Here is a 12736-nt window from a genome sequence, read left to right on the forward strand (position 1 = left end):
ATTTTCTGATGCGCGCGAGAATTACGTTTTGTTACGAGAGCTGGAGCCGCTTGTCTTGTGTTTAGAAGAGCGCTTGGTATCAGAGGTAATTTTACAGGCTGCGAAACGGCTATTAAATCGTTCGAGAGCCTCTGCGCTTTGGATCTGTTCTGACTCGGTTTTTAAGCAATCATCATCCAAGGAAAGAGGAGCTGTTAATGAGGAAATCTGCTGCCATAGAACGCGAAGGGTTGCTAGATTCTGAGAGGAAATTGGGGTAACGATTATCAAGTCCTCCAGATTGCTTTCTAGCCCTCGTTTTGTCCAGTTGGCAGACCCTGTGATGAGAGTAGTGTCATCGATAATCCCTATTTTGCAATGAAGAGTACAGGCTCCTTCCCATGTTTGGACGGGAAGCTGTTGCACAGAAGGGTCCCCGCTGCGCAGAGCTTGTACTGTGCTAGATCTTTTGCCACGATCAATGACGATTTCAACAGAAACGCCTCGTTCTTTAGCTGCGGCAAGGGCTTTTAGAACTTCTTGGTTTGCTAAAGTAAGGAGAGCAACCTTTATTGAGGTCTTCGCTTGATTCAAAGCTGAAACAATGATGGGCATCCCATTATAAGCGTTGCGTTTGAGCGGATAATAGGTCACTGTCTGTTGATCTGATAGCGAGAAAGATCCCGCTCGATCACTACGAATACATTGATAGAGGTGAGGACAAATAATTTTTAGGGTTATGTTAATATCGTCCTGTAACGAGGAGTCGGTGAAATTTCCAGAGCTTAGAATAGTGGTGTCGGTGTCGATAGAGAGATGTTTTTTATGTTGAATGGCTCCTCCGCGATGATCAAATCGAGTGAGATGACAAGAACTCGTTTGAGGGAAGGTTACTCCATCTGGTAAAAATTGGTAGTATAGACACAGTTTTTTGCCGTTACCAACTTGTCGTTTAAGAGCTTCGATAATTGCGTCGGAATCCAGGATATAAATTTTTAGTCGCAGTTCTTGTTGAGCTTGTTCAATGGATGAGCAAATGACATCCAAAGGTTTTTGATCGCTGTATTTAGAGTATAAGGTAAGAGAGCTGCAGGGTAGACTGGAAGGGATGGTTTGGGGAAGCTGGGGTTGAAGGGCTTCGGCTCTTTGCAGTTTCGACCGGCATACTCTGGATGTTTTAGCTTCTTCTTCTGAAGGGAGAGCGCGTGCTGCTGCTGCGGTGGAAAAAGTGTGGGTATTTACAAGGGGAGAATGCGGGGGAGGGAAACTCGGTATAAAAGAGGGGTTTCGAGGACCTTGATTACGAGTGTTTTGCTCTTGGGGGGGGGGCAACCATTCTACAGCCCCAAGGGAGATTGTTATTTATACTCATAGTACCTGTTGCCGTTTCTTTGGAGAGAAAAGGCACTATTTTCCCTTTAGCTTCGATTTTTACGCAACGGGTGAAGAGTTTACTTAACCGGATTTAGGAAGGTTCTAGCAAATCCTTATCATCTCTTTTGATCAGACATTTTTCAGCTCCTTCTTCCGTTAAAACAATACTTTGATCACAAAGGAAGTTCCACCAGGTAGCTAGCACCTCTTTTTGACTTTCCGTAAGAGGTTTGATAATCAATAAGTCTTCTTGATTAGTGTTTAGACCTCGTCTAGACCAATTGGCAGACCCTAGAATGGCTGTTTCATGATCAATGATGCAGACTTTGTTGTGCATGAGAGCAGAACAAGTCCCCTCTCTCACGGAGATTTTAGATTTTAAGGATTTTAATAGTTGGAAAGTTTGTCTTTTTGCTTCGGGGTCGATAATGATTGTGACAAGAACCGCGCGTTCTGTTGCTGCTTCATGAAGAGCAGCAAGAACATTTTTTTGCGTGAGGATGTACATCCCAATTTGAATCGAACTTTTAGCTTTGCGAATTTCTTTTAAAATTTGTCCTTCATTACCACACCCTTTTCTATTCATAGGACAGTAGCAAACCTCTTGTTGTCCTACAGAAACGCAGCCAGCTTGATGACGCTCCATTAAAGAGCAAAGATCGTCGTTATGGATTTGTACCATAAGGTTAACATCTGATTGTAAAGAAATGTCCGTGAAATTTCCTGTTCCTGTGATGACCAGTTGGTGATCTATGAGAAGCGTTTTTTTGTGGAGAAGCACGCGTTTGCTTCCTTGAAAAGGGATGAGCTGTATGTTGGTTGGGGAGAGTTCTTGAAGAGCTTCCTTAGGCATATGATGATAGTGAATAGATATGGGTACTGATTGAGAAGATTTCAAGACTAGGGCTTGAATGATGTTTTTAGAAGATAGATTAAAAATACGAATAAGAATAGAAGAGGTCGCGGAGAGGATGGCATTCCTGATAATATTAGGAGCATCATGTCCACAGTGCCAGGAGAAGAAGCTGATAGGTTCTGGGACTGGTGGACGAAAATAGGGAAGTAAGGCTGATGATGCAGGCCGAGTTAGTGTTAATAATATCCGCTCTTTTTTCGCCGTCTCCCCCTCATAGGGAGGAGGTGTTGGCGGGGCGGATGATGTTGGGAGTGTCCTTCGCGCGGGGATCCTGGATAAAGGTTGGGAGATCCATTCGTTGAGAGGGAAGCGCTCCCTCAAAGACCAGAGTTGCAACTCACTTAAGCGCATAAAAATCGCTAATCCTTAACTGGTTCAGCAAGAGTGGGATCTTTTCAGTAATGGTTTGGCTGGAGGTTCTGGGAAAGGAGACGGTGGCTGTATTGCTCGTGTAGCGCAAGCCGAGATGGCCAAGCTTGTCAAACACACTCCCATAGGAACGCCTGGAGATAAGTCACGCGGAAGAGGATGAGATGGGTTAGCAAATCTGGGTGGAACCCGGTTTCGATGAGGGGAAGGATAAGGTTTGTTATATAATTTAAGAGGTTTACGCGCTGTTGGTATATGGACTTGAGGGTAGTAGCGTCCATCTGTACAACGCATGAAAAGCGGTCTTCTTGGGGGACAAGGCGGGACCTCAGTATCTGTAGACTCTGGGGATGGGAGAGGATTAGGGTTTGTTGGAGGAGAAGATATAAAAAGGTGGTACTCTCCATCGCGAGAAGGCCCAAAAGTTATGGGGATGCGAGAAGTCCCCAAAGTCAAGGAGAGAGGAAGTTTTACAGGAGAAGGAACTGGAGTTTGTGGTTGGGGATTCGGGACCTGTTGATATCCTCCCGAAAGAGAAGGGGTTAGAGGGAATGACATACAATAGACTGTTTTTATTTAAAGGGCTCATCAGTATAGATTTGCGTTTCGTTTTTTGTAAATTTTTTCATTGGGCGAAAGTGTTGAGTCAGTATGCCGCGATTGATCGAGAGGATAAATAAGCGATCTATCGCGGCTCTAAAGTATAGCTTGAATTAATCTTCTGAGTCTGGGGAAGAGGTTTGTGCGCGGTATGGGCGTAGAGATGCTAAAGTGCGTCTTATTGTGACATTTTCAGAGGTTACAAGTTCGCTATGAGCGAGTGTTTGATACCAGATTTGGGATAATGAGGCGTGTTCTTGTGGAGACAGTTGGGGTATGAAGAAAAGATTTTCTGTATTATGCAAAAATCCTTTATTACTCCAGTTGACAGACCCAACAATAAGAGTGTTGTCTACAATGCACATTTTACAATGAACTAGTCCACAAGTGGTTCCTTCGAATATCTTAATGCCAGAGTGGAGCTTTTGTAGTATGTCAAAAGCAGCTTTACGGTGTTGGGTATCTACAATAATCTCTACTTCGACTCCTCGTCGATGAGCCCTATCTAAAGCTTGTAAAATTCTTTCGTGAGAAAGAACAAACATCATTAGTCTAATTGAGTGGTTAGCGTTATCAATGTGCCGGATAATTTCGGGCGCAGCGTCGGGACCAAGGCGATAGAGAGAGAGATAGCGGCAATTGCGTTCGCCAACAGGGCAGTCTCCTGATCGATTTTGTTTCATGAGACGACAGAGCTCTGGACTTAGAACCTTAATCAAGCAATTGACATCTCCCGTCAAAGCTCCATGAGTAAAGTTTGCAGATCCTAGGATGGCTAGTTTCTGATCTATAATAAGCTCTTTTTTATGTTGGAGATTGGTATGCGTTTTGGTGTTAGGCTGTAGGTGAACTAAGGGATGTTTATCGAGACCACACTGTTCATGATTTTGTATGAGTTGGTAATGGATCCAAACAGGAACTCCTTCCGAAGCTTTTTGAGCAAGCGCTCTCAGGATAGTTTTTGAAGAAAGGCTATAAATTTTCATTCGGATACTGCTTTGAGCTGATCTTATTGCTTTGCAAATCTCTTCCGTTAGATCGTGACCACATTCTTGAGCTAAAATTTGAATGGGGGCTAGGGGAGTTGGTTCGAGCGTTTTTTCTGAGTGCACATTAAGTGTTCGCTGAGAGCAGAGACTGGTTGATACCGCTACCCGCATGGTGTTATTGTATTGCTTAGGACGAACAACAGGATCCGCTGGTGCCGCAGCTTCTTCAACGGATGAACTAAGAGGATTAGGGATCCATTCTATTTGACTTTGCAAAGGAGCTTCTGGCGCTCTATTTTGGTAAGGATTTCTCAAAAAAGAGGGGATAAACTCTGGAGCATTGGGATTAAGGGTTGAAGGTAGAGATTGATGAGATTCCTGTTGGACTGGTTGAATCCCTGAAGGTTCTGAGGGTGTTTCTGTATTTTGAGACCAGTCTGTGTAGATATCTAAATCTGGACAGCGGCTCAGTAAAGAGGGCCAAAAGTTAGGATTACACATAATATTTTCTGGGTTATATATTTAGGTTAAGGAATTTCAAGCTTAAAAAAGCTTGTTCTATGGGGGATAAGTGAGCACGAAGCATATTGACGGTGTCTTCAGGAACTTCTGTGTTATTTAATTACTATTGACTATCGCGATCTTCTGCCTCTGAAAAAGGAGGTAATCGATTATCTACATTCTCTGCGGTTACGAGCTCACTGTTATTTCTAATGAAAGAACCGAGGCGCTCTATGTCGCGGCGTGTGAAGTGACCAAGGTTTCGGACTACTATAAGGTCTTCGTAATTGGTATTAAAACCGCTAACGCTCCAGTTAGGAGACCCTGTGATGAGAGTTCTCCCATCAACTATGGCTAGTTTACAGTGCAGATAGCCAAAGCAAGTGCTGGCAAAAAGCGGGAACGTGCATCCTGCTCGTTGCATCATGTCATAAGCCAACCGCTTTCTGGCAGAGTCTACGATAACCTTAACTTTCACCCCTCGTCGATGGGCGTCTTCAAGAGCGCATAAAATTTCTCTAAAGGATAAAACATTCATGGCAAGGAAAATTTTTTTCTGTGCGCCGCGAATTATATCGGTAATCATGCTGATATCTGTCGTAAATCGTTTGCGCAAAGGATAGTAGGTGATTGTTTGGTTCCCCACCCGACAAGATCCGGCACGCTCTTGTGCTATTAGAGAGCATAGAGGTGGGCAGTCTATTCTTAGTGTGCAGTTCACATCTCTTCGCAGAGATTTTTCTGCGAAGTTTCCTGTGCTGATGATGACGTGTCGCCCATCTACAAGTACAGTTTTTTTATGCAAAAGTATTTTATTCTGATTTCTACAGATGAGGGTGATATTAGGACAATGTGATAACTCTTCTAGACAGCGAATATTGTCGTATTCCAGTGTTATAGGGATGCCCTCACTGGCTTTATCAATGATAGCCTGTTTAATTTCCTGAGAAGAAAGTATATAGGTTCGGATGAGAACATGCTCTTTAGCAAATCGGATGGTATCACAGATCATTCGAATGGGGTCTGTGTGAGGTAGAGGTTGTGGGTGAGCGGAAAAAGAAGAAATAAAGCCTAGCTGAATTCTTCCCGGATCTCCAGGGAATCTCTGAATAGTAGGAAGTGTTTGTGGGTTATGAGTAGAAGGTGTTTCACTGGAAGGAATATTTAAACAAGAGCGGGCGATAGGTAAAAGAGCGGAAGTTGTGTTTGGATTGTTAGTAGGTGCAGTGGAGAACGTGCGAGGGACAAACTCTTGAGCATTGGGATTCAAAGAAGAAGGGGCTGGAATATTTTGAATTGTTAGGGGTGCGAGAGTAGAAAGAGTGCTATTCAAGTTCAAGTTGTTTAAAGGAGCCGCAGCAATCCCTCCACAAGCTCCAAAACGAGAACCGTCGACCAGCGATTCAGAGGAATCGCTGTCAGAAGAGTCGCAATCCCAGTAACTGTTGAGTTGGTTTCCTAATTCTTGTATTCGCATAGTTGTGCCCTATACTCTAGGATGCAAGCTTTCTAAGAGAGCCTGGATCTGGGTTTGTAGTTTATTAAGCGTGGTACGCTTGATCTCTTGAAAAAAGCCCGATTAATAATGAGGCTTTTTTTAAGAGGTTCTTCTAGGGAAGAAACGTTTGTGTTTTTTCTGTGTTATTTAATTATTATTGACTATCGCGATCTTCTTCCTCTGTAAAAGCTAATCGAGTAGTTACATTCTCTGGAGTTACGAGCTCACTGTTATGTCTAATGAAAGAACTGAAGCGCTCTATGTGGTGGCGTATGAAGTTACCAAGGTTTCGGACTACTATAAGGTCTTCGTAATTGCCATTCAGACCGCTAACGCTCCAGTTAGGAGACCCTATGATGAGATCTCTCCCATCAATTAAGGCTAGTTTACAGTGCAGATAGCCAAAGCAAGTGCTGGCACAAAGCGGGAACGTGCATCCTGCTCGTTGCATCATGTCATAAGCTATCTGCTTTCTGGCAGAGTCTACGACAACCTTAAGTTTCACCCCTCGTTGATGGGCTTCTTCAAGAGCGCGTAAAATGTCTCTAAAGGATAAAACATTCACAGCAAGGAAAATTTTTTTCTTTGCGTTGCGAATCATATCGGTAATCATAGTGACATCTAGCGTAAATCGTTTGTGCAAAGGATAGTAGGTGATGAATTGGGTCCCCACCTGACAAGATCCGGGACTCTCGTTTGCTATTAGAGAGCATAGAGCAGGGCTGTCTATTCTTAGTGTGCAGTTAATATCTCTTCGCAGAGATTTTTCTGCGAAGTTTCCTGTGCTGATGATGACGTATCGCCTATCTACAAGAACAGTTTTTTTATGCAAAAGCATTTTATTGCGATTTCTACAGATGAGGGTGATATTAGGATAATGTGCTAACTCTTCTCGACAGAGAATATTGTCGTATTCCACTGTTATAGGGACGCCCTGGTTGGCTTTATCAATGATAGCCTGTTTAATCTCCTGAGAAGAAAGTATATAGGTTCGGATGAGAATGTTGTCTTTAGCAAATCGGATGGTATCACAGATCATTCGAATGGGGTCTGTGTGAGGTAGAGGTTGTGGGTGAGCGGAAAAAACAGAAATAAAGTATTGCTGAATTCTTCCCGGATCTCCAGGGAATCTCTGAATAGTAGAAAGTGTTTGTGGGTTGTGAGTAGAAGGTGTTTCGCTGGAAGGAATATTTAAACAAGAGCGGGCGATAGGTAAAAGAGCGGAAGTTGTGTTTGGATTGTTAATAGGTGCAGTAGAGAGCGTGCGAGGGACAAACTCTTGAGCATTAGGATTCAAAGAAGAAGGGGCTGGAATGTTTTGAATTGTTAGGGGTGCGAGAGTAGAAATACTCTGGCTATTCAAGTCGTTTAAGGGAGCCGGAGTAATCCCGCCACAAGCTCCAAAACGAGAACCGTCGACCAGCGATTCTTCTGAATCGCTGTCAGAAGAGTCGCAATCCCAGTAACTGTTGAGTTGGTTTCCTAATTCTTGTATTCGCATAGTTGTGCCCTATACTCTAGGATGCAAGCTTTCTAAGAGAGCCTGGATCAGGATTTGTAGTTTATTAAGCGTTTAAGCTTCATCTCTTGAAAAAAGCCTGATTAATAAAGAGGCTTTTTTTAAGAGGTTCTTCTAGGGAAGAAGTGTTTGCGTTTTTTCTGTAGTTCGAACGTTGTGTGGAGATATTAACTTAGAAAAGAGCGGGCTCTAAAACGTAGGAGTTATAGAAAGTTGTGGTGAAAAAATCTTTTTTCGTTTTGAAACTATTCGATAGTTAACAAAGCGTTTTCTTTTTTTAGTAAGCATTTTAATACAAATGTGTTTTATTTAATCGGGGGGGGGGTGATTTATTGTTTAATAATTTACAAAGTTAAATTTTTGTAAAAACAGTTTCTTATTTGAGATGAAGAGGCAGACAGAGAGTCTGCCTCATAGAGAAAGAAAATCTTATCTCCAGGTAAGAATCAAGGCATCCTAAAAAATACGAAAATCTCTTCACTAAGATTTTGACAAAATGTGCTTACTTCTCGTTGGGAACACCTTGACAACGATTGTTTGCAAAAGGGTAAGAATTTTTTTAATAAGATGCGATTCTATTCTTTAGAGAGCTTTAGAATGAGAAGCTTCTTCGAGAGAAGACGAGGCTATTTTGCGTTTCGGAATAGGCATTTTCAGAGTTGTAAAGGCCTTTAGGTCCGCGACCTCTTTTTGAATAAGAGATTTGTGATAAGGGAAAAGATGGGAGAGCTTTTCTGCTAAAGAAGGAGTAGGTTCTTCTAAGATATGATGGATTCCTGTGAGATAAATAATAGGATTGAGAGAAGAAGGATCTTGCGTAAGATTAGGATTGCTGTCTTCAAACCCTAGCAGAAGTTTGGAATAAGCGGAGGCTTTCGGTAATTCGCTTGATTTTGTAAACAGCTCGGGGAAGTGATAAAAATGCAATAGTTTGCAGAGGTTTTTTATAGCTTGATCGAACAAATAAGGATTTAAACGATAAGCTATAAGAGTGTCGATGGCCCCGTGTCCAAACGGTTTTTCTTCTATTAGGAAGTCTTTATAGCAGCTTGCAGGTAAGATCTGCAGGCTATTCACTCCTGTTTTGGCTAAACAATTATTGAGTGCCATATTGTCGAAAATGTGTTGTCTGGCTCGAGATGCCCCGATTTTTTTGAATAAAAGAGAAGGACATCGCTTGGAAGTGTAGACAAGATCCCCAGTTTTACTACAGCAAGTAATATCAGAAAGATCATTGGTTAAGATGGCGTCGCAAATGGCTTTATACTCTGGGAACAGTTCTTTTTGGATTAAGGGTTTTCTTGTTACATAGCTACGTACATGTTTTTGTAGGGTGATTATAGGGGAGAGTTTTTCTGGGAAATCTTCTTGAATTTGCTTACGCATAGCAAAATAGTTTTCAAAGAGTTTGAATGTATGTTGATAGGTTGTGGAACATGTGTACGAGATGAGCCCCGCTAGAACGAGCAGACAGGCAATAGGAGCAGCCAAAATGCAGCAAACAATACAAATAATGCGTTTGCACAGCAAAATGGTTTTTTCAGAAAAGAAGGGCAGGCTGGATTTTCCAATGGTTTTTACAGATATAAGCGACCCAAATCCTCGAACGATTGGATAGAGAAGCATGTTTCCTAAACGTTCGAAAGCATCTGGGCCGAGTTTCGGGGCACAGTATTTATCAAAAGTGACGATCATGGTTTTTTCTCTTTGCGGTTTGTAAAAAGTGATGAGAGGGTAGGTAAGAAGCTTGTTGTTGTTAAGCGTTTTTTTTATTTTCTTTGCAAAGATTAGAAGCAATTTGAATGTAACTCTTTAAGTTGCAAATACAATAGAAAAGGGGAGGTTGTTTTAATTATTTTAAGGATAAAAATTCCTTAACAAAATCTAGTTTTTGAGGCAAAAATCGACGCCTTATTTTTGATCTGAGGCCTTAAATGTTTGTGTCATTTGATAAATCTTGTTGCAGGGATGCTGGACCAGATTTTTTAGAGAAGACGGGGAATTTTTTTCTACACAGCATAGCAAGAGGGATGAATGGTTTATATCATGTAAAAAAAATCCCTAACCACGATTCTTATGGGTTTTCTCATGCCGAGGTTTCTTGTTGCCAACGCATTGTGAATATTGTGGTTTGCCTTCTAACTGGGCCATTAATGTTATTGGCCGCAGTGTTAGGCTTGTTAGCTTACAAATTTTCTTCAACGTACCAAACTTCCTTACACGACCGTCTTCGTTATCAATGCGAGCAAAAACAAGCTTTGGAGACGTATCGTGGTCAAGAACAACGTATTGTAACTCTACAAAAATTTTGCAGAGGCTTTCTTGTTCGTAATCATCTACTCAATCAAAAAACCTATTTGAAGTGTAAAAACTGGGGCTGGAATTTATTGCTCGGGGGAAAATATCCCCGTGTACTGGAAGGGCGTTCGTTAGTGTATACTTCGAAACAATACCCTTCTTTAATAGCAAAACATGTGGGGATTTCAGATGCTCGCGATCGATGGCATAATATTTTCTCTATGCGAAAAGTTCTTGCCCAACTGGATATAAAACGGTTGTATGTTCCTCGCGCCAGGGTATTCAAAGAGGTACTCTTTGAGGAAAGACTTCCGGTTTCTATATATGTCGATTCTATGTGCTTGTACAAAGAAAACCCGGAAGCTTTTGATGAAGCGATTAAAGAGCTTTTGTTTCTTTTCAAAAAAGTGCATTGCCGAGATCTTGTTGCGGAAACGGATGCTCCAACAGACAATTTTCCTTTAGCTCTAAAGGTGCAAGATCGATGGCTTTTTCCAAGATATGATAATCTGCCTTTATTCATTCAAGAAGGGGAAGGACGAATTGCTCTTGTCGATCTAGAAACCTTTTCCTGGGATCCTCACCCTTGTCCTATTGAAGAATTGGCGGTGATGTTCCCTATGCATAAAGAACTTTTAATTACAGAAGCAGAGAAGCTGCGCATTCCATTCTCTAAGAAAGAGGTAGAGAATTCAATCAATAAGGGGCTGGCCTTTTTTAAACATGTACTTGGGCACCAAGAGTTTTGTAAAAAAAAGAATGTGTCTCTATCACGTAATTGTGCGCCGTATATAACTCCTGAAGCTTGGAGATTTTCTATTAAAATTTTTGAAACTTTGAAGTCGGCGGTTCAACCGGGGAGCTCTTTCCTGGGGACCTTGTCTTCGGATGCGCAAGAGCGATTAACAAGCTTCTCAGACAAACAATGGATGGCCTTTAGCGGGAGAGAGACTTCTTCTCTGCTTGAGAAAATTTGTCTAGGCATTTACCAAATACATAACCAAGAGAAACAACAGGTCTGTTCGGAAGGAACGTTTCTACTTAGTCGTTCACCAATCTTGCTTAGACAGATTTTGCTGGGGAATCTTCCTCAGTTGTTAAGCGCTAAATTAGGGCTGCTTCCTAATGAAGGCAACAGATTGGCTTGTTTATGTTTACACGCGGTCATGAAAGAGTTGGTAGCGACGGGAGACCTTTATGATTATGACCCTATGGACGATTTTTTGGGCGGAGAATATTGTCGTATTCGCTACTAATTCAGAGACGCCTTGAGAAGTATTTGGTTTTTCGTTAGGATTTCTTTTTTTTCTAAGAATATGATTGTTTCTGCAAGTCTTTTTCCTAAGACGGACTCTGTCTTTCCAGGTTGTACACCAGATGGAAAGCCTGAAAGAGAGCATAATGTCACAGCCATAGCGCTTATGGTTATTGGTCTTCTACTTTTTGTTGTTGGCGCATTACTTTTATTGCTTTGGGCTCCGCCCTCGCAGTCTTGTTTAGTTGTAAGTAGTTGTTGCTTAGGCGTTGGCACCGTGCTAATTGGATCTGGAGTTGGAAAAATCTGTCACGCTATCGAAATGTTGCTTGCTGAATAGAAGAGATCTAAGCTCTTTTTTCGAAAAAGTTTTTAATGGCGGCAAAAATTTTTTTAATCTTCAGAAGGCAGGGTTTTTCTGGTAAACTCTCTGTAATTTTTTTGCGAGGTTCCCCGAAGCTTTTTTTCTAGAGGAGAAGGCAATGCGAACAAAAATAGTTTCTTTTTTTCTTAGTCTGAGCCTGATAGGGCATGCGTCTTCTATAGAGTTGTCGGACGGTTCTTTTCTTGCTGCGTATACTTTTGAACAGGTATTAACAAAAGCGAACCGAGATCCAGAAGTGATTGCTCGTGTAGATGAGGAGTCTAAAGAGATCTGGAAAAAATTATGTTCCAAATTAGGAACAGGAGATCATGTTCCTATTCTTGCTTATGGCAGTTTAATGAATCCTGCCTCGTTGAAAAAAACCATTACCTCTCTTGTAAAAGATCCAAGTCCGGTTTGGATATGTGATTATGTACGCGTGTTTAATTACAGCATCGAAACGATTGGAAGTCTAAATCGAGTGACAGAGTTAGACGGCCCGTTGAATCGTGCAGTTTTAAATTTAGCGTATGCTCCAGGATCTTGTTGCACCGCGTTAGTTTTATGTTTGAACGAAGAAGATTTCCTATCTTGTCGCAGACGAGAGGGGGTATATGATCTTGTGCCCGTTAAAGTGCGCCCCTATTTAATCCAAGATAGTTGCGTAAGTTTTCCAGAGGTTGCTTATGCATGGATTGTTCGTAGAGAAGAAGGATGTTCCCGGCCAGTCCTGCCCATCAAGGGGTACTATTCTATGATCTGGGATGCGGTCTCTTCGGAAGCAACGGTAACCGCGTTTGGAGAACAGTTTCCACAAGATTATTTGGATACAACATTTTTGTTTGATGGTAGGTCTGTTCGCGTTATTCATGATGAGTATAAGAAAGCTCCATTTCAATATTAATGGATATTTTTTGGCACAAGAGACAAGACCGACTCTTTTGAGTCGGTTTTTTTGTGCTTGATTTAAAAAACCTGTGTTTTTTTTGTTTTATACAGTCTCTCGGCTTCTTCTCCTTTAAAAGAGTAAAGAAAGCTTTTTTTCTGAATACACGTGATCACTCTCTCCATAAA

Annotated in this window: 10 protein-coding genes and 1 pseudogene; 5 read left to right on the plus strand and 6 right to left on the minus strand. The window is 41.7% G+C overall.

Annotation, left to right across the window (positions count from 1 at the left end):
- Nucleotides 1–21: 21 nt before the first annotated feature.
- On the minus strand, nucleotides 22–1311 hold the full coding sequence (locus B6E89_RS00850) for a phospholipase D-like domain-containing protein (protein ID WP_080132884.1): 1290 nt from the start codon (nucleotides 1309–1311) through the stop codon (nucleotides 22–24).
- 133 nt (nucleotides 1312–1444) lie between these two features.
- Complete coding sequence (locus B6E89_RS00855; protein WP_080132887.1) at nucleotides 1445–2620, minus strand: phospholipase D-like domain-containing protein; 1176 nt, start codon at nucleotides 2618–2620, stop codon at nucleotides 1445–1447.
- A 310-nt stretch (nucleotides 2621–2930) separates the two neighbouring features.
- Between B6E89_RS00855 and B6E89_RS04940 the strand changes: the two genes are divergently transcribed.
- Both B6E89_RS04940 and B6E89_RS05020 read left to right on the plus strand, forming a co-directional pair.
- Nucleotides 2931–3158, plus strand: a complete 228-nt coding sequence (locus B6E89_RS04940; protein ID WP_143290825.1) for a hypothetical protein — start codon at nucleotides 2931–2933, stop codon at nucleotides 3156–3158.
- A 31-nt stretch (nucleotides 3159–3189) separates the two neighbouring features.
- Nucleotides 3190–3318, plus strand: coding sequence for a hypothetical protein (locus B6E89_RS05020; protein ID WP_257616609.1), 129 nt, complete (start codon nucleotides 3190–3192; stop codon nucleotides 3316–3318).
- Nucleotides 3319–3351: 33 nt separating this feature from the next.
- Here the strand turns inward: B6E89_RS05020 and B6E89_RS00865 are convergent, their stop codons facing one another.
- From B6E89_RS00865 to B6E89_RS05030, 4 genes and pseudogenes are all read right to left on the minus strand, one after another.
- A complete protein-coding gene (locus B6E89_RS00865) occupies nucleotides 3352–4728 on the minus strand; it encodes a phospholipase D-like domain-containing protein (RefSeq protein ID WP_080132890.1) in 1377 nt (458 codons plus the stop codon).
- A gap of 124 nt (nucleotides 4729–4852) precedes the next feature.
- Nucleotides 4853–6205 (minus strand): phospholipase D-like domain-containing protein, encoded by a 1353-nt coding sequence (locus B6E89_RS00870; RefSeq protein WP_080132892.1) that lies wholly within the window; start codon nucleotides 6203–6205, stop codon nucleotides 4853–4855.
- A 175-nt stretch (nucleotides 6206–6380) separates the two neighbouring features.
- Nucleotides 6381–7727 (minus strand): phospholipase D-like domain-containing protein, encoded by a 1347-nt coding sequence (locus tag B6E89_RS00875; RefSeq protein WP_080132893.1) that lies wholly within the window; start codon nucleotides 7725–7727, stop codon nucleotides 6381–6383.
- Nucleotides 7728–9203: 1476 nt separating this feature from the next.
- A pseudogene (locus tag B6E89_RS05030) lies at nucleotides 9204–9440 on the minus strand (hypothetical protein); the annotation flags it as partial.
- Nucleotides 9441–9679: 239 nt separating this feature from the next.
- Here B6E89_RS05030 and B6E89_RS00885 point away from each other — a divergent pair.
- From B6E89_RS00885 to B6E89_RS00895, 3 genes are all read left to right on the plus strand, one after another.
- Nucleotides 9680–11299, plus strand: a complete 1620-nt coding sequence (locus tag B6E89_RS00885; protein WP_080132894.1) for a hypothetical protein — start codon at nucleotides 9680–9682, stop codon at nucleotides 11297–11299.
- A 60-nt stretch (nucleotides 11300–11359) separates the two neighbouring features.
- Entirely contained in the window at nucleotides 11360–11638 is a 279-nt protein-coding gene (locus B6E89_RS00890; RefSeq protein ID WP_080132895.1) for a hypothetical protein, read from the plus strand.
- 142 nt (nucleotides 11639–11780) lie between these two features.
- Nucleotides 11781–12566: a gamma-glutamylcyclotransferase family protein gene (locus tag B6E89_RS00895; protein WP_035405795.1), complete on the plus strand. Its 786-nt coding sequence runs from the start codon at nucleotides 11781–11783 to the stop codon at nucleotides 12564–12566.
- Nucleotides 12567–12736: the final 170 nt, after the last annotated feature.

This window comes from Chlamydia suis, assembly GCF_900169085.1.
GTDB classification, from domain to species: domain Bacteria; phylum Chlamydiota; class Chlamydiia; order Chlamydiales; family Chlamydiaceae; genus Chlamydia; species Chlamydia suis.

Coding starts and splice junctions, on each gene's coding strand:
- B6E89_RS00895 (WP_035405795.1), top strand. CDS start 11,781: ATGCGAACAAAAATAGTTTCTTTTTTTCTTAGTCTGAGCCTGATAGGG.
- B6E89_RS00885 (WP_080132894.1), top strand. CDS start 9,680: ATGTTTGTGTCATTTGATAAATCTTGTTGCAGGGATGCTGGACCAGAT.
- B6E89_RS00890 (WP_080132895.1), top strand. CDS start 11,360: ATGATTGTTTCTGCAAGTCTTTTTCCTAAGACGGACTCTGTCTTTCCA.
- B6E89_RS04940 (WP_143290825.1), top strand. CDS start 2,931: ATGAAAAGCGGTCTTCTTGGGGGACAAGGCGGGACCTCAGTATCTGTA.
- B6E89_RS00855 (WP_080132887.1), bottom strand. CDS start 2,620: ATGCGCTTAAGTGAGTTGCAACTCTGGTCTTTGAGGGAGCGCTTCCCT.
- B6E89_RS00870 (WP_080132892.1), bottom strand. CDS start 6,205: ATGCGAATACAAGAATTAGGAAACCAACTCAACAGTTACTGGGATTGC.
- B6E89_RS00875 (WP_080132893.1), bottom strand. CDS start 7,727: ATGCGAATACAAGAATTAGGAAACCAACTCAACAGTTACTGGGATTGC.
- B6E89_RS00865 (WP_080132890.1), bottom strand. CDS start 4,728: ATGTGTAATCCTAACTTTTGGCCCTCTTTACTGAGCCGCTGTCCAGAT.
- B6E89_RS05020 (WP_257616609.1), top strand. CDS start 3,190: ATGACATACAATAGACTGTTTTTATTTAAAGGGCTCATCAGTATAGAT.